This window comes from Blastomonas sp. CCH1-A6 (genome assembly GCF_001556365.1).
Classification (GTDB): Bacteria; Pseudomonadota; Alphaproteobacteria; order Sphingomonadales; family Sphingomonadaceae; genus Blastomonas; species Blastomonas ursincola.
Map to the genome: position 1 here is coordinate 28,838 of NZ_LSIS01000317.1, position 15,625 is coordinate 44,462.

The 15,625-nt window shown below is 65.6% G+C and carries 15 protein-coding genes; 11 read left to right on the top strand and 4 right to left on the bottom strand.

Annotated elements, in window-relative coordinates; translation table 11 throughout:
* Positions 1–120: 120 nt before the first annotated feature.
* Both AX735_RS25250 and nusG read right to left on the bottom strand, forming a co-directional pair.
* Complete coding sequence (locus AX735_RS25250) at positions 121–1,599, bottom strand: exopolysaccharide biosynthesis polyprenyl glycosylphosphotransferase (RefSeq protein WP_066282028.1); 1,479 nt, start codon at positions 1,597–1,599, stop codon at positions 121–123.
* On the bottom strand, positions 1,596–2,123 hold the full coding sequence (gene nusG, locus AX735_RS15165) for a transcriptional activator RfaH (RefSeq protein WP_202189593.1): 528 nt from the start codon (positions 2,121–2,123) through the stop codon (positions 1,596–1,598). Before nusG ends, AX735_RS25250 begins: the two co-directional genes overlap by 4 nt.
* A gap of 511 nt (positions 2,124–2,634) precedes the next feature.
* Here nusG and AX735_RS15170 point away from each other — a divergent pair.
* The 7 genes from AX735_RS15170 to AX735_RS25940 all read left to right on the top strand — a co-directional run bounded on the left by AX735_RS15170 (position 2,635) and on the right by AX735_RS25940 (position 8,717).
* Entirely contained in the window at positions 2,635–4,077 is a 1,443-nt protein-coding gene (locus AX735_RS15170; protein ID WP_066282033.1) for a UbiA family prenyltransferase, read from the top strand.
* Positions 4,074–4,481, top strand: a complete 408-nt coding sequence (locus tag AX735_RS15175) for a GtrA family protein (protein ID WP_231750138.1) — start codon at positions 4,074–4,076, stop codon at positions 4,479–4,481. The genes AX735_RS15170 and AX735_RS15175 overlap by 4 nt, the downstream gene beginning before the upstream one ends.
* Complete coding sequence (locus tag AX735_RS15180; protein ID WP_231750139.1) at positions 4,478–5,815, top strand: FAD-binding oxidoreductase; 1,338 nt, start codon at positions 4,478–4,480, stop codon at positions 5,813–5,815. Before AX735_RS15175 ends, AX735_RS15180 begins: the two co-directional genes overlap by 4 nt.
* Before the next feature lie 2 nt (positions 5,816–5,817).
* The gene (locus AX735_RS15185; protein ID WP_066282037.1) at positions 5,818–6,546 is read left to right on the top strand and encodes an SDR family oxidoreductase; all 729 of its coding nucleotides are present in this window, start codon (positions 5,818–5,820) and stop codon (positions 6,544–6,546) included.
* Between the two features lie 202 nt (positions 6,547–6,748).
* The gene (locus AX735_RS15190; protein ID WP_082751138.1) at positions 6,749–7,429 is read left to right on the top strand and encodes a TetR/AcrR family transcriptional regulator; all 681 of its coding nucleotides are present in this window, start codon (positions 6,749–6,751) and stop codon (positions 7,427–7,429) included.
* Between the two features lie 264 nt (positions 7,430–7,693).
* On the top strand, positions 7,694–8,026 hold the full coding sequence (locus AX735_RS25935; RefSeq protein WP_066282043.1) for a hypothetical protein: 333 nt from the start codon (positions 7,694–7,696) through the stop codon (positions 8,024–8,026).
* Positions 8,027–8,153: 127 nt separating this feature from the next.
* Positions 8,154–8,717: a TetR/AcrR family transcriptional regulator gene (locus AX735_RS25940; protein ID WP_202189594.1), complete on the top strand. Its 564-nt coding sequence runs from the start codon at positions 8,154–8,156 to the stop codon at positions 8,715–8,717.
* 16 nt (positions 8,718–8,733) lie between these two features.
* Here AX735_RS25940 and AX735_RS15205 read toward each other — a convergent pair whose 3' ends face one another.
* Positions 8,734–9,519, bottom strand: a complete 786-nt coding sequence (locus AX735_RS15205) for a Coq4 family protein (RefSeq protein ID WP_066282049.1) — start codon at positions 9,517–9,519, stop codon at positions 8,734–8,736.
* Positions 9,520–9,708: 189 nt separating this feature from the next.
* On the bottom strand, positions 9,709–10,404 hold the full coding sequence (gene trmB, locus AX735_RS15210; protein ID WP_066282052.1) for a tRNA (guanine(46)-N(7))-methyltransferase TrmB: 696 nt from the start codon (positions 10,402–10,404) through the stop codon (positions 9,709–9,711).
* Positions 10,405–10,538: 134 nt separating this feature from the next.
* Here trmB and AX735_RS15215 point away from each other — a divergent pair, with 134 nt between their 5' ends.
* The 4 genes from AX735_RS15215 to AX735_RS15230 all read left to right on the top strand — a co-directional run bounded on the left by AX735_RS15215 (position 10,539) and on the right by AX735_RS15230 (position 15,619).
* Positions 10,539–12,260, top strand: a complete 1,722-nt coding sequence (locus tag AX735_RS15215) for a long-chain-fatty-acid--CoA ligase (RefSeq protein ID WP_066282053.1) — start codon at positions 10,539–10,541, stop codon at positions 12,258–12,260.
* Positions 12,261–12,358: 98 nt separating this feature from the next.
* Positions 12,359–12,757 carry a hypothetical protein gene (locus AX735_RS15220; RefSeq protein ID WP_060978978.1) on the top strand — a complete coding sequence of 133 codons (399 nt, stop codon included), beginning with the start codon at positions 12,359–12,361 and terminating at the stop codon, positions 12,755–12,757.
* Positions 12,758–12,806: 49 nt separating this feature from the next.
* Positions 12,807–14,153, top strand: coding sequence for a TldD/PmbA family protein (locus tag AX735_RS15225; protein WP_066282054.1), 1,347 nt, complete (start codon positions 12,807–12,809; stop codon positions 14,151–14,153).
* Positions 14,153–15,619: a DUF4403 family protein gene (locus tag AX735_RS15230; protein WP_066282060.1), complete on the top strand. Its 1,467-nt coding sequence runs from the start codon at positions 14,153–14,155 to the stop codon at positions 15,617–15,619. Before AX735_RS15225 ends, AX735_RS15230 begins: the two co-directional genes overlap by 1 nt.
* Positions 15,620–15,625 lie beyond the last annotated feature (6 nt).

Here is a 15,625-nt window from a genome sequence, read left to right on the forward strand (position 1 = left end):
TTACGGTTGCCAACCACTTTTGCGCCGGAAAACCGGCGGTTGAGACAGCCCGATTGGTCTTGCGAGCGATGCAAAGAACAGCGCGCAAGTGACGGGCTTGCCGCGCTGTTGCCGCCCTATTTATTTCGCGCCGACGCCGGTCGTGATCACCCTCAAGGTCTTGAGCACGATCAGCAGGTCGAGCCACAGCGACAGGTTCTTGATATAGTAAAAGTCATAGCGCAGCTTGGACAGCACATCGGTCACGTCGGTGACGTGACCCTGGTTGACCTGCGCCCAGCCGGTAATGCCGGGGCGAACGATATGGCGATAGGAATAGAAGGGCAGCTCCGCATTGTACCATTCGGACAGCGAGCATGCCTCGGGCCGCGGCCCGATAAGGCTCATGTCGCCGAGCAGCACGTTGAACACCTGCGGAAGCTCGTCCAGACGCGACTTGCGCAGGAATTTCCCGATCTTGGTGATCCGGTCGTCGTCCGACTTGGTCATCGCGTCCTCGCGCTTGGCGAGATTGTCGTTCGAGACTTCGCGATCGCGCATGGTGCGGAACTTGATCATGCGGAACTTCATTCCCCGGAACCCGATCCGTTCCTGAATGAAGAACACGTTGCCCGGGGAATCGAGCTTGATGATCAGCGCCAGCAGCGCAAAGACGGGAAGGCACAGCGGAATGAGGCAGACGGCGCCGACGATATCGATGCCGCGCTTGATCGACGCATAGGAGACATTGGGAATCAGCGAACCCAGCTCGTTCTCGCTGAGATGCGAGATCTTGACCTGGCCCGACTGCATCTCGGCGATCTGGCGGTAGTGATAGACGGGTATGCCCGCCAGCGCCGCCTGGGCAAAGAGCCGCTCGCCGCGTTCGGAATGCATATAGTGCAGATCGGCGACGATCGACCAGTCGCGACGGCCCGCCTGGATCAGCGCTTCCATATCCGCGAGAGAAGGCGCCGGCATGAAGTTGCCGGTCAGCTCGATCTCGTTGGCGCGCCCGCCCGAGACCACGACATGCGGGTTGAGCATGCGGCGGCTGTACACGGCCGCCAGGAAGCTCGCCATCACGCCGGACACGGCGCCCGCAGCGAAGAACGATCCGGAATATTCGATCCGCATCAGCGCCATGACGGTGAAGACGCCGGTGAAGACGATCAGGTTGACCGGGAGCACATAGGACAGATGCCGGGCGTTGGCATGGTCCTTCAACCGCGACAGGATATACCAGCTGATGGTGATCGACAGGATGAGCGCCGTGATCGTCTCTTCGAATGCACCGGTGAAATACGCGCGGTCGAGCAGCGACCAGACCGCCAGCGCCGGTGCCAGCCCGGCGCTCAGGATCAGCGGCAGCTCGAACCGGTGCAGGAACTGGTTGCCCCGGCGCGGCGGGACCGCGGAGAATTTCTGCGGGTCTGCGTCTGCCTCGTCACGGCCGGTGCTGGCGACGGTGACCGTCTCGCTGGTGGTTCCGGCAGTCGATTGTTTCATAAGGTGCTCTTCAAAGGATGAGGTTGCCGGATCGAATGTGACCGTCGGCCGGCGCTCCGCGTCCGACTGTTCCGCCATGGTGCTGGCCTGCTGGTCGATAAGCGTGCTCATGGTGTCGCTCCCATCGGAGACATTTGGCCCGATGCGGCCTTGAGTTGGACGGTAGGAACCGAAACCCGCGTCTGCTTGCCCATGAAATCGAGCAGCACCAGCGCGCGCTGATTGGGGGAAAGCCGCTCCACTTCGCCCAGAAAGGTCGTGGCAGGCCCCAGCGTCACTTCCACCGCGTCGCCCGGGCCCAGATGCGTTCCCAGGAAGATGGTGTCGGCATGGTCGCAGGCATCGCGAAGCTCGGTCATCACCTGCGCAGGGACAGGCGTGGGCCGGTCGCCGAACCTGACCAGCCGGGCGACGCCATAGGTCGAGTTCACCAGGGACCAGGGCGCCGCCTCGCCAGGATAGCTTACGAAGATATAGCCGGGAAAGAGCGGCCGGGCCTGCACGGTCGGCATGCCCTTGCGTGCCACCAGTCGCTGCTCCATCGGCTGAAACGTGACAAAACCCTGACGCTCGAGATTGCGCTTGGCGACGTGGTCAGCGCCTGGCTTGGCTTGGGCTAGAAACCACTCGTTCACGCTCATGTCCTTATGCAGATTCATTCCGCGCGTCGGCATTCGTCTTGTGACCAGCTCAGGTACGATTTAGCGAGCCAGACAGAGCATCGGCTGCCGAAAAGCACCAACATCCATCAGCTGGTTGCACAGCGAACCGATATCAACGCGGCTAGCCAACCCCTTCGCAGCGTGGCAGCCAGCCTCTCCTCGCACGGAACCTCTCCAAAACGCGCGACTCGTTTTATCCGGGGTGCCCTGTTGAACATACCGTAACGAGTTGTCAATGCCAGTTGAGATACCGTGACAGCGCAGCAGCGGGCTCCGAAAACGCCCAGAGTGCGGCCCATGCGCTGGCCACCGGGTGCGCGCCGGTCCTGCGAGCGGCCGCGGTCGCAGACCCGAACCGACTGCTGGCCGCGAGCTTCGACAGCCGAAAATGGCAGCAACTTGTTAACCATATTTAAGTTTTCGTGCATTTAGATGGCGGCGATCTGCTGGCCTGCCCGTTGCTGGACCGGGCATGGGGGTATGGATGAGCATCGCCAACTGGAATCCTGCGAAGCTGACGCTGGTTGTCGATCTCGACGACACGCTGATCCGTACCGACAGCCTGCTCGAGAATTTCTGGGGCGCCTGGTCGGTGCGATGGCATACGCCGCTCGAGGCGGTGCGCACGCTCGCCCGGGGCAAGGTCGCCCTCAAGCAGAAACTGGGCGAGATCAGCCGGGTCGATCCGGCGCGGCTGCCCTATAATCCGCACGTTCTCGAGATGATCGAGCAATGGCGCGCGCGCGGCGGGCGCACCGCGCTGGTCACCGGCGCCACCCAGCAGATGGCCGATGCGGTGGCCGGCTATCTTGGCCTGTTCGACGCCGCCTATGGATCGAAGGACGGCATCAACCTGACCGGAGCCCGCAAGGCGCAGTTTCTCGAGCAGACCTACGGTCCTGCGGGCTATAGCTATATCGGCGATGCACCGGCCGATTTTGCGGTCTGGCAAGGCGCGGCGGCGGCCGTGACGATCAATTCCAGCAAGGCATTCCAGGCCAGGGTGGAAAAACTCGTCGCCGATGCCACGCACCTTCCGGCAGATCGTGCGGGCCTGCGCGACTATCTCGAGGCCATGCGCCCGCACCAATGGCTCAAGAACGTCCTCGTCTTCCTGCCGATGCTGGCCGCGCACGCGCTCGATCTGGTGACCGCATTGCAGGCGGTGCTGGCCTTTGTCGCGTTCAGCCTGGTGGCATCGGCGACCTATATCCTCAACGACCTGCTCGACCTGTCGGCGGACCGCGCCCACCCGCGCAAGTGCCAGCGCCCGTTCGCCTCCGGACGCGTCCGGCTGATCCACGGAACCTGGATGGTGCCGCTGCTCGCTCTGGCAGGCGCGGCAACCGCGCTGGCGGGCGGGATCGAGCTGTTTGCCGTGCTGCTGATCTATGCGGGTGTCACCCTGCTCTATTCGGTCAAGCTCAAGCGGCTTGCGATGATCGACATATGCGCGCTCGCCCTGCTCTATACGCTGCGCGTCCTGGCAGGCAGCGCGGCGACCGGCATTCCCTCCTCGCTCTGGCTTCTCGCCTTTGCGACCTTCTTCTTCTTCTCGCTGGCGGCGGTCAAACGCTATGCCGAGCTGGTCGACGGAGCGGCATCGGGCCGGACGATGGCCACAGGCCGCGGTTACCGGGTCGATGACCGCATCATCGTCGGCAATATCATGGTCTCGTCAGGGCTCGTCTCGGTGCTGGTGCTCGCGCTCTATGCCAATTCCGAACCGGTGCAGACGCTCTACCATTATCCCGAATTCCTCTGGGGCGTGTGTCTTGTGCTGCTGTTCTGGACCAACCGTATCGCGCTGCTCACCCATCGCGGCGAAATGCACGACGATCCGGTCGTGTTCGCGATGCGCGACCGGGTGAGCCTGTGCTGCGGCCTGGTCGTCGGCCTGCTCGCGCTGGCAGGAGCGCTGGCGTGACCGGACTGATGCTCGTCCTGTCCTATGCGGGGTTCGCGCTGCTGGCGACGCTCGCCAATCTGGCGAGCCAGCGCGCGGTGCTCGCGCTCTGGCCGGGCGGGCTGCTGGCCGCGCTCGCTTTGGGGACGCTGGTCGGCCTGGTCGTCAAATACTGGCTCGACCGGACCTGGATCTTTGCAGGCGCGAGCAAGGCGCGCGCGAGCGAAGCGGGCACGTTCGGGCTTTATGCCGCGACGGGGGTCATCACCACGCTGATCTTCTGGGGGTTCGAAAGCGCCGCCTGGCTGATCTGGCATTCGCATCTCGCGCGCGAGGCGGGCGCGATTGCGGGTCTCGCGATCGGCTATCTGGTCAAGTACCGGCTCGACCGGCGCTACGTGTTCGCACCGGCGAGGCCGGCATGATGCCGCATGTCGAGCCGCTTTCGGGCTGGGGCCGCTATCCGGTGCGCGACTGCGCCGTGTGGCAGCCGGTCACCGCCGAGGCGCTGCATGCCACCCTGCCCCCGCTCGGGCGCAGCATCGCGCGCGGCAATGGCCGGTCCTATGGCGATGCCAGCCTCAACCCCGAAGCCACCATCGACATGCGGCGGCTCGACCGGCTGATCGCGTTCGATGATGCGAGCGGCGAACTGGTCTGCGAGGCGGGCGTGCTGCTGTCCGACATCATCGATGCCTTCGTGCCGCGCGGGTGGTTCGTCCCGGTGACGCCGGGCACGCGCATGGTGACGATCGGCGGCATGATCGCGAGCGACGTGCACGGCAAGAACCATCACGGCACAGGCTCATTCTGCGAACACCTGCTCTGGCTCGATCTCGATCTCGGCGATGGCCGGGTGCTGCGCTGCTCGCATCAGGAGAATGCCGATCTGTTCGCCGCGAGCTGTGGCGGCATGGGGCTGACCGGGATGATCGTGCGCGCCGCTTTCCGCCTCATGCCGATCGAGAGCGCCTGGATGCGCCAGCAGACGGTGCGCGCACGCGACCTGGGCGAGGCGATGGCGGTGTTCGAACGGTCGCACGCATGGACCTATTCGGTCGCCTGGATCGACTGCCTGGCGCGCGGCCGCAACCTTGGCCGATCCGCGATCCTGCTCGCCGACCATGCGCCGGCCGATGCGCTGGATGCCAGCCGCCGCGCCGAGCCCCTGACAAGGCCGCCGCGCCAGCCCCGTGCGGTGCCGGTCGATCTGCCAGGCTTCGCCTTGAGCGGCTTCAACGTCCGCGCGTTCAACCAGCTCTATTACGCGATGCAGCGCCCCGGCGAGGCACTGGTCGCGCTCGACCCCTATTTCTACCCGCTCGATGCCCTGACCGACTGGAACCGGATCTATGGGCGCCGGGGCTTCGTGCAATATCAGTGCGTGCTGCCGCTGGCCGAGAGCGAACGCGGCCTTCGCCGCCTGCTCGAGGCGATCGCGACCGCAGGCAGCGGCTCGTTTCTCGCGGTGCTCAAGCGCATGGGCCCGGCATCGTTCGGCCTGCTGAGCTTTCCGATGCCCGGCTACACGCTCGCGCTCGATTTTCCTGCGACGCCTGCCAATCTCGCGCTGCTCGACCGGCTCGATGCCATTGTCGCCGATCATGGCGGGCGCATCTATCTGACCAAGGATGCCAGGCTCTCTTCGCCCATGCTGGCGCTCGGCTATCCCGGGCTCGCCCGGTTTCGCGAGCTGCGTGCGCAACACGGGCTCGACCGCCGCTTTTCCTCGCTTCTTTCGCAACGTCTGGAGCTTTGACGATGATCGCTTCTCCTGTCCTCATCCTTGGAGCCCGGTCCGATATCGGCAAGGCGCTGGCGCGTGGCTATGCGGCGCAGGGCTGCGAGGTCATCCTGGCCGCGCGCAGCGACATGGCCGCCGATGCGACCGACCTTGCGCTGCGAACTGGCGTCCCGGCGCGCGCGGTTCTGTTCGATGTCACCGATGGCGAGCCCGACCGTTTCTTCGAGGACCTTGGCGCGATTCCGGGCACGGTCGTGATGGTTGCGGGCCTGCTCGGCGATCAGGCCGAATCGGCTGCCGTCGACGCTGCGGCGCAGCAGGTCATGGACAGCAACTATAACGGCCCGGCGCGCTATCTGCTCGCGGCGGCGCGGCGCATGGCGGGCGTGCCGGGCGGCTGCATCATCGGCATCAGCTCGGTGGCAGGCGAGCGCGGCCGAGGCTCCAATTTCGTCTATGGATCAGCCAAGGCCGGGTTCACCGCCTTTCTGTCCGGTCTGCGCAATGCGCATGCCAGGGCCGGGCTGCATGTCATGACGGTGAAGCCCGGCTTTGTCCGCACCCAGATGACGGCAGGCCTGAAGCTACCCCCGGCAGTGACCGCAGAACCCGGGCAGGTCGCCGAGGCGATCATCCGCGCCCACCGGTCCCGACGCGACGTCATCTACACGCTCGGGCGCTGGCGGCCGATCATGGCGATCATCCGCGCGATACCCGAAAGCGTGTTCAAGAAGCTCTCGCTCTGACGGGTCAGGCGCACCGCACGCCATTTGGATAGCGGTGACTATAGTTTACGGATCGCTATCTTGATCCAGAACCGTGGTATTTTAACTAGCTTGCACGAGCCGCTGCTGGCATTCTAACCGCCTGAAAACGCAGACATCATCCCCCCACCCGAACGATCGGTGGGGCCGCGTTGAAACTCGCACCGCAGCCGGAGAATAAGTCATGCCCCCGCATAGTGGTCAGTCTGTCGAGCTTGATCCCAAGGTCACACCCTTGCAGGACCGCGCCCGCGCGACCTACGAGCAGATCATCCAGGCGACCGGTGAACTGCTGCCCGAAGTCGGCATCGAGCGCCTCTCGACGAACATGATCGCCGAGCGCGCCGGGCTGACGCCGCCCGCGCTCTATCGCTATTTTCCCAATAAATACGCGATTTTGAGCGAGATGGGACGCCGCCTGATCACCGCCGAGAACGAAACCGTCGAGCAATGGCTGCGCAGCGACGAATTTGCGATCGGCAGCGATCTGCAGGCGGAGATCGAAAGCTTTGCCGCGCTGCTCGATCGCTTGCGCGATGTGGTGCTGGCGCATCCTGGGGGCGCCTGGATCTACCGCGCGATGAGCGCCGTGCCCGTGCTGCAGGAGATGCGGCGGCGCGCGTCGAAGGATTTCATCAAGGTGATCCTCGCAGCGGTCATCGACGATTTCCCGAAGATCGATCAGGAGCGCGTCCGCGGCGCGGTGATGCTGACGTCGATCGTCAACCATGCCGTCACCGAGACCATGGCCGATGATTATCCGACCGCCGAGCTGCTGCGCCGGGAGGCGGCCAAAATGATGAGTCTCTATTATCGTGATGTCGTGATTTCACGGGCTTCGGCGACATCGAACGAGGAAGCATAGGCCACGACGCGCTCAGAAACCCGTTGACAGTATACGATTTTGAATTTTAATAGTCCTCGCTAACAGGGCGGGATTTTGATGCACGAATTTTCAGCGGGCTGGTGCGTGTGTGAGCACGTCAGAACGCAACGATCGACCGGGGCTAGGGCAGCATATATTCGGGCTTGGCGAGATGCCCTGTCCGAAGAAGCCGCATTCGGCCTGTCGAGGCGAGTTCTGGACCCGGTCCACGCCTCTCCGCGCTTTTGCGAACACGCCTAGACCATGGCCCGTATCTCGAGCGCCGCACGGCGCAGCACAATGCGCTCGGCGCTCCGCACGCGGCGCCCCGCAAGAACCGTCCAGGCCGGGACTGGCACCGCCATGGATACCGATGCGAAGGGTTCAGGGCAGGTCAGCAAGGTCGAACCGGACGAAAGCACCAGCCGGAACAAGCTGCAGCGCAAGCGGATCAAGGCGGCGCGGGCTACGCTGCGCGCGCACAAGCGGCGCACCGGCTTCGGCAGGGCGCTGCGCAGCGAGGTTCGCGCGAAGCATCGCACATCGGCGCGGCGAGCGAGACTCCGCGCATCCGCCAGACGGCGAGCGCAAGCCTAGCCCGGGACGAACTGCCCCGATCCGGCAGCATTGCGCGTTGCGCCGAACTGCTGCTAAGCCTTTGGCGATGCCTGCTCCGGACCTGATACCCCGCAAGCTGCCGCAACAGAGCCGAAGCCGCGAAACGATGCAGCGTGTGCTCGATATGGCCGAAACCTTGCTGGTCGAACTGGGCGTGGACGGCTTCAACACCAATATTCTGGCGGAGCGTGCGGGCGTCGGCGTGCGCGCGATCTATCGCTATTATCCGAACAAATGGGCGATCCTGGTCGAACTGGTCGATCGATCCTATGCACGCGAGCGCGAATGGGTCGGCCATCTCGGCGCGCTGAAGCCGGGCGACGACTGGCGAAACGCCGCCGACCGGATGATCGAGGGCTTCTTTGCCGGGGCCAGCAGCAGCCCGAGCTATGCCGTGCTGCGCGCCGCATGCCAGGTCTCGCCGCAATTGCGCGAGGTGGAGGCACGCAACGTTGCGCGCTTCGAGGCCGATGTCGCCGAAACGCTGGTCGCGCTGGGCATGGCGGAGGAACCGCGTCGCTTGCGGATCATTGCCCAGATCGTGATCGAGGTGTCGGGACGGCTGATCGACCTCGCGTTGCGGGCGGACGATCCGGCCGAGGCAGGGCTGCTGCTCGGCGAGCTCAAGCGGATGCTGCACGACCTGCTGGGGCCGCATCTGCCCGGTTGACCGACCGGTTGCCGCCTCAGGTCGCGAGCGGACGGGCAGGCCCACCGATGCGATAGGGATCGATTCCGGCTGCACGCAGCCGGTCGTGGGCCCGACGATAGACCTTCGGTTCGGCAATACCCATGCGCGCCCGCGCCGCAGCGAGCGGCTCGGCAAGCAGGGCCCGGATATCCTGGGCAAAGATCGCCTGCGCTGCGCGGCCATGCCGCCGCGCCTCGGCGACCGCACCGATAAAGGGCGCATCGCTGTGCAGCCGCAACGCAAATTCGGCGGTGCCGGCCCAGGCGATGATCGTCTCGGTCCAGTCGCGATATTGTCCGCTGGTAAATCCGAGCACGCACTGTTCGCCCAGCGGATCGCGGCCATAGCCGGTCAGCACATGCGCCAGATCATGCGTATCGCGCAGCCGGTCGTTGAACCATGCGAACTGGTCGGCATGGGTCACCTGACCCGGCAGCGTGCTCGCCTCGACCAGCCCGGCGGCCGAAAGACCTTCGGCGCGCATGAAACGGACATAGGCATGGGCCACGCTGTGCGGGCCATGGCCGAGCAGCCGTTCATGATCGTCGAGCATGGGCGCGAGGCTCGGTTCGGATTGCATCCGCGCGCGTCCCTCGGCGCTCGCACAGAACCGCTCGGCAATCCGCCGCATGCTGCGATTGGGCAGGCATTCGCCCATATGGAAAACCTGCGCGGTATCCTCGGCATCGCGCATCAGTGCGCGGAAATGGCGCAGCGCCGATAGCGGCCGCATCCGGCGCGGCGGTCGGGATGCGGCGAGAAAGGGCAGGTCCTGAATCATGGCGCGAGCATCCAATTCAAGCGGGAGACGCAAAAGGAAAGTAATTGCTTCCATAATTGCCGTCAAGGCCATCATGCGCGCGCGGCGACATCGGCGCACGCCGGATCGGACCAGGCCTCGGACGGGTCTGGCCGGTTGACGAATGACTGGAATGCCAAGGGTGCAGGCGGGTCAGGCCCGCGCGGTCGATCAGCGCTTGCGGTAGCGAAAGTACCAGACCTCGTGCCCCTGCACGCGGGCCTTGGCCTCGTAGCGCGTCTCGGGCCAGCCGCCGGGGCGGGTGAGAAAATCCTTCGGCCGCTCGCACAGCCAGTCGAACGCGGGGTGATCGTTCATCACCATCATCGCATGCGCGACATAGATGGGGTGATCGGTGCCGAAGCGGAATTCGCCGCCGGGTTTCAGCTTGGACGCAATCAGGTCGACCGGCCCCTTGTTCATCATCCGCCGCTTGGCATGGCGCGCCTTGGGCCAGGGATCGGGGTGCAGCAGATAGACGAAGCTCAGTGCGCCGTCGGGCACGCGCTCGAGCACGTCGATGGCATTGCCCATGTGCAGCCGGACGTTGTACAGATGCTGCTCGCGCACATGCTGCAACGCGCCGACCACGCCGTTGAGAAACGGTTCCGCGCCGATGAAACCGTGATCGGGCAGCATGTCGGCGCGATAGGCCATATGCTCGCCCGCGCCGAAGCCGATCTCGAAATGCAGCGGGCGATCGTCGCCGAACAGCCGGCGCGAGGTGATCTCGCCGTCTTCCGGCACGCTGATCTGCGGCAGCAGCTTCTCGACCAGCTCGGCCTGGCCCAGCCGCAGCTTGTGATTCTGCTGACGGCCATAAAGCCGCCGCACCGATACGGGGTCTCCGGGTTTGTACGCGGTCATGGGCAACGCGCCTAGCAAAGCCGCGCCGCGATGCAAGCGGCAGGTTGGTGATTGACGCAATCTATCGGGCGCTATCGACCGGTTGAATGGCAAGCGGCTTGTGCGGTGCGCGTCGCTTATTTACAGTGATGTCAATGACTGACGCTCCCGCCTCCGCTTCGCCCGCCCTTTCCGCCACTGCCGATGGTGCAGAGCCGATCTGGAAGACGCATTACAAACATCCCTGCGCCTGGGATCAGACCTTTGCGCCGCTATCGCTTCCGCAGATGTTCTTCGCGTCGGCTGAGCGCAAGGGATCGGCGCCGCTGCTCGACTTCATGGGTCGCAAATACGGTTATGACGAGGTCGCCAGCGGTGTCGCCAGAGTGGCCAAGGGCCTGCAGGCGCTGGGTATCGGCAAGGGCGACCGCGTTGGCCTGTTCCTGCCCAACGTACCGCATTATGTCGCGGCCTATTATGGCGCGATGGCGGCGGGTGCGACCGTGGTCAATTTCTCGCCGCTCTACACCGTCGACGAGCTGGCGCATCAGGTCGAGGACAGCGGCACGACGATCCTGTTCACGCTGTCGGCCACCGCCCTGCTGCCCACCGCGCTCAAGGTGCTCGACAAGTCGAGGCTCGAGCGGCTGGTGGTGGGATCGGTCGCGGGCGGGCTTTCGCCGGTCAAGTCGCTGCTGTTCCGGATGTTCAAGGGCAAGGAGACCAGCGCGCTCCCGAACGATCCGCGGATCACGCGCTTTTCGAAGCTGATCGCCAATGACGGCCGCTACACGCCGGTGCCGATCGATGCGGAGCGCGACATCGCGCTGTTCCAATATACCGGCGGCACCACCGGCACGCCCAAGGGCGCGATGCTCAGCCACCAGAACCTCTCGGCCAATGCGCGCCAGGTCAATGCGATCGACCCGCGCAACGACAGCGAGCATGACCGCATCCTGGGCGTTCTGCCCTTCTTCCACGTCTTCGCCAACACCTGCGTGCTCAACCGCACCGTGCTCAACGGCGGCGAGATCGTGATGCTGCCGCGCTTCGAGGCGGAAGCGGCGCTCAAGGCGATCACGCGCACCCAGGTGACCGCGCTGCCCGGCGTTCCGACCATGTACCAGGCGCTGCTCGACAATCCGGAAATTGCCAACACCCGGTTCGCATCGCTTCGCGCCTGCATTTCGGGCGGCGCGCCGCTCGCCGCCGAGGTGAAGGCCCGGTTCGAGGAGGTCACGGGTGCCAATGTCGTCGAGGGCTATGGCCTGACCGAGAGCAGCGGCGTCGTTTCGACCAATCCCTATGAGGGGCTGAACAAGCCCGGCACCATCGGCCAGCCGCTGCCCGGCACGCTGGTTCGTCTGGTCGACAAGGAAGACCCGACCAAGGATGTGGCCCCCGGCGAGCCGGGCGAGATCATCTTTGCCGGACCCCAGGTGATGCGCGGCTACTGGAACCGCCCCGATGCCGATGCCGAGGTGTTCATCGGCGGATTCCTGCGCACCGGCGATGTCGGGCAGATCGACGAGGACGGCTATATCCGCATCGTCGACCGCATCAAGGACATGATCGCGGTGGGCGGCTTCAAGGTCTTTCCGAGCCAGATCGAGGAAATCCTCTATCGCCACCCTGCGGTGAAGGAGGCGCTGGTGATCGGCGTGCCCGATCCCTATCGCGGCGAGAGCCCCAAGGCCTTCGTGGCGCTGCAGGAGGATGCCGAAGCCGACGGCGCTGCATTGATGGCCTGGCTCAACCCGCAGCTGGGCAAGCACGAACGCGTGATCGCGGTCGATATCCGCGACTCGCTGCCCAAGACGCTGATCGGCAAGCTCGACCGCAAGGAACTGCGGAAAGCCGAGGGAATCGCCGCCTGAGGCATGCGGTTAACGCCCCTTGCCAAGCTGTCACGTCAATGACACACTCCCCGTAAATGCAGGGGTGGGGCCTGCATTGGCAAGGCAGGGGAACGCATATGCCCAATGCACTCGATAAGCGGTTCGAGGCCGCACGCTTCAATGCCGATATCGTCAAGCCGGTCGCACCCGAAAGCGTGTGGGAAAAGCGGATCAGCAACCAGGTCGCCTATGCGCTGCTGATGTATACCGGCCTCCAGATCTTCGTGGTGATGCAGGCGATCCGGGGCGAAGGCGCGTCGATCCTGCCGTATATGGGCCTGGTGGCGCTGGTCGGGATCGTCATTCCGCTGTGCCGCCGGATGGAAAAGCGCTGGCAGCGGCTCGCGCGCAGCGGCGCTTCCGAGGACGCCCTGCTTTCTGCCTATCGCGGCGATCGCCTGGGCATCTGGCTGTTCGCCATCGGCTTTCCCTTCGGTTTCGTTGCTCTTTTCAAGGGCCTGCAGTCGCTGATCTGACGCGGCAGGCTCGATTGACCCTGGCCTGCCCGCGCCCTACATCGCGCTGATGCAGACCCCCGATCAAGCCAGAGACCTGGCGCAAGACCTTGTTTCCCGCGCCATGGCCGCTGGTGCGACCGCCGCTGATGCGGTGTTCGCCTGCGATGCTTCCACCGATGTGCAGATGCGGCTCGGCGCGCTCGAGGACGTTCAGCGCTCCGAAAGCGCTTCGATCGGCCTGCGTGTGTTTCACGGGAAACAGTCGGCGAGCGTTTCGGGCGCGGACGTCAGCCCCCAGGGCCTTGCGACGCTGGCCGAGCGCGCGGTGGCGATGGCACGGCTTGCGCCCGAAGATGCCTATGCGGGCCTCGCTCCCGAAGACCGACTGATGCGCGCGCCCCTGCCCGATCTCGAACTCGATGACGGCGGCGATCCCGATCCGGCGCTCTTGCGCGGACTCGCGCTCGCCTGCGAGGAGGCCGCACGCGCGGTGCCCGGCGTCACCAACAGCGAGGGCGGGTCCGCCAGCGCGGTGCGCTCGGTGATGGCGCTCGCCACCAGCCACGGCTTTTGCGGCAGCTATGGTGGCAGCCGCTATGGCGTTGCCGCGAGCGTGCTCGCCGCGCGCGACGGGCAGATGGAGCGCGACTCCGCCTCGCACAGCACGCGCTTCCTCGCCGATCTCGAATCAGCCGAAGATGTCGGCCGCCGCGCCGGCGAGCGCGCGGTCGGGCGGCTGGGCACGGGAAAGATCGAGAGCGGACCGATGCCGGTCATCTATGATCGCCGCGCGGGCGGATCGCTGCTCGGGCCATTGCTGGGCGCGATCTCGGGAAGCGCGATCGCGCGCAAGACCAGCTTCCTGCTCGACAAGCGCGGGCAGCCGGTATTCGATTCGAGCGTGTCGATCATCGACGATCCGCACCGGCGGCGCGGACAGCGTTCGCGCGCCTTCGATGGCGAGGGCCTGCCCACCGCGCCCTGGCGGATCATCGATCATGGCGTGCTGAGCGGCTGGATGATGGACAGCGCATCGGCCCGCCAGCTGGGCGAAGCGCCCACCGGCCATGCGGCGCGCGGCGTGAGCGGCGCGCCTTCGACCGGCTCCAGCAACGTGCACATGGAAGCGGGTGGGCAGAGCCCCGAGGCGCTGATGGCGGACATCAGGCTGGGGCTCTATGTCACCCAGCTGATCGGCATGGGCGTCAACGGCGTCACCGGCGACTATAGCCGGGGCGCGAGCGGCTTCATCATTCGCGACGGCCAGCTCGCCGAACCGATCAGCGAGATCACCATCGCGGGGAACCTGAAGGACATGTTCGCAGCACTGATCCCGGCGGACGATCTCGAGTTCCGCTACGGCGTCAACGTGCCGACGCTGCGCATCGACGGCATGGTCGTGGCGAGCAGCTGATGCGCATCGCCGCCCGCGCGCTCGCATTTGCCGGGCTGGTGCTGCTGGTCGGCTGCGGCGGCTGGCGCGACGAAGGGCGCCCGCCACGCACCGATGATGCGATCACGGTGCCGCCCCAGGCGTCGCTCGTTTCGGTGCCGGTCGAGGCCGATCTCGGCAATCTCGCGCGCGCGATGGAGCGGCAGGTGCCGCGCCGCCTGTGGAGCATCGACGAGAAGGACCAGGTCTGCGTCGCCAGCGAGATGGTCGATCTCGGCATCGCCAAGGTCAAGACACCCAAGATCAAGTGCCGCATCGTCGGGGAAGTCACGCGGGGAGCAATCTCCGTCGCGGGGTCGGGCCAGCGCATCCGTCTGTCGATCCCGATCACCGCGGTGGTGCGCGCAGAGGATATCGCCGGCATCCTGAAGCGCGAGACCGCGACCGCGCGCGCGATGGTGCATGCCGATGTGAAGCTGGACCTTGCGCGCGACTGGACCCCGCGCGGCACGCTCGACCTCAGCTATTCGTGGACCTCCGAGCCGCATATCGAGTTCCTCGGCCAGAAGATCCGCTTCACCCGGGAAGCCGAGCGCGAACTCGCGCCGATCATCGCCAGGCTCGAACGCGAGCTGCCCGGCGAGCTGGGCAGGCTCGAGCTGCGCCGCCAGATCGAGAAGGCCTGGGCCTCGGCCTTTACCTCGGTGGTGCTCAACGAGCGCAACCCCGAGGTGTGGATGCGCATCACCCCGCGCGAGCTGCAATATGGCGGGTACGAGATCGTGCAGGGCAGGCTCAGGCTGAAGCTCGGCATGCGCGCGCTCACCGAAACCTATGTCGGCAAGAAGCCCCGCCCGCGCAGGCCGATCGCGCTACCGCCGATGCAGAAGCTCGAGGCTGACACCGGCGAGCTGGCCTTCTTCCTCCCCGTATTCGGCGATTATCGCGAGTTGCAGCCGGTGCTGCTCGAGGCGCTGCAGAAGCGCGCGCGCCGGCCCTTCGTGGTGCCCGGGCTTAACCCGGTCGACGCGACCTTCAAGGCGGCAACGATCTACGGCACCAACGGCGGCAAGATCGCCGTGGGACTCACCTTCAGTGCGCATGAACGCGGCAGCAAGACGCCGACGACGGGCACCGTCTGGATGACGGGCAAGCCGGTCAATGCCGAGGATTCGCGGCGCGTCGGCTTCGAGGATTTCGAGGTCACCGGCACCACCGACATGACCGGCGGCGACCTGATCCTCGACATGATCAACGCGCCCGGCGTCGCGCCGATGGTGGCAGAGATGCTCGCGCAGAATTTCGAGCGCGATTATGCCGAACTGCTCGGCAAGATCGATGCGGCGATCGAGACCAAGCGCACCGGCGACCTGATCATCCACGCCAAGGTAAAGCGCGCGAAGACCGGACAGCTTCAGGCGGCCGGGGCCGGGCTTTACCTGCCGGTCTGGGCGAGCGGCACGGCGAGCGTCACCATTCAGCCCTGACCGGCG

Bases quoted from the DNA above. Each gene is read 5' to 3' on its own strand.
- AX735_RS25250 (WP_066282028.1), bottom strand. From the start codon at position 1,599: ATGAGCACGCTTATCGACCAGCAGGCCAGCACCATGGCGGAACAGTCG.
- AX735_RS15170 (WP_066282033.1), top strand. From the start codon at position 2,635: ATGAGCATCGCCAACTGGAATCCTGCGAAGCTGACGCTGGTTGTCGAT.
- AX735_RS15180 (WP_231750139.1), top strand. From the start codon at position 4,478: ATGATGCCGCATGTCGAGCCGCTTTCGGGCTGGGGCCGCTATCCGGTG.
- AX735_RS15185 (WP_066282037.1), top strand. From the start codon at position 5,818: ATGATCGCTTCTCCTGTCCTCATCCTTGGAGCCCGGTCCGATATCGGC.
- AX735_RS15190 (WP_082751138.1), top strand. From the start codon at position 6,749: ATGCCCCCGCATAGTGGTCAGTCTGTCGAGCTTGATCCCAAGGTCACA.
- AX735_RS25935 (WP_066282043.1), top strand. From the start codon at position 7,694: ATGGCCCGTATCTCGAGCGCCGCACGGCGCAGCACAATGCGCTCGGCG.
- AX735_RS25940 (WP_202189594.1), top strand. From the start codon at position 8,154: ATGCAGCGTGTGCTCGATATGGCCGAAACCTTGCTGGTCGAACTGGGC.
- AX735_RS15205 (WP_066282049.1), bottom strand. From the start codon at position 9,519: ATGATTCAGGACCTGCCCTTTCTCGCCGCATCCCGACCGCCGCGCCGG.
- trmB (WP_066282052.1), bottom strand. From the start codon at position 10,404: ATGACCGCGTACAAACCCGGAGACCCCGTATCGGTGCGGCGGCTTTAT.
- AX735_RS15215 (WP_066282053.1), top strand. From the start codon at position 10,539: ATGACTGACGCTCCCGCCTCCGCTTCGCCCGCCCTTTCCGCCACTGCC.
- AX735_RS15220 (WP_060978978.1), top strand. From the start codon at position 12,359: ATGCCCAATGCACTCGATAAGCGGTTCGAGGCCGCACGCTTCAATGCC.
- AX735_RS15225 (WP_066282054.1), top strand. From the start codon at position 12,807: ATGCAGACCCCCGATCAAGCCAGAGACCTGGCGCAAGACCTTGTTTCC.
- AX735_RS15230 (WP_066282060.1), top strand. From the start codon at position 14,153: ATGCGCATCGCCGCCCGCGCGCTCGCATTTGCCGGGCTGGTGCTGCTG.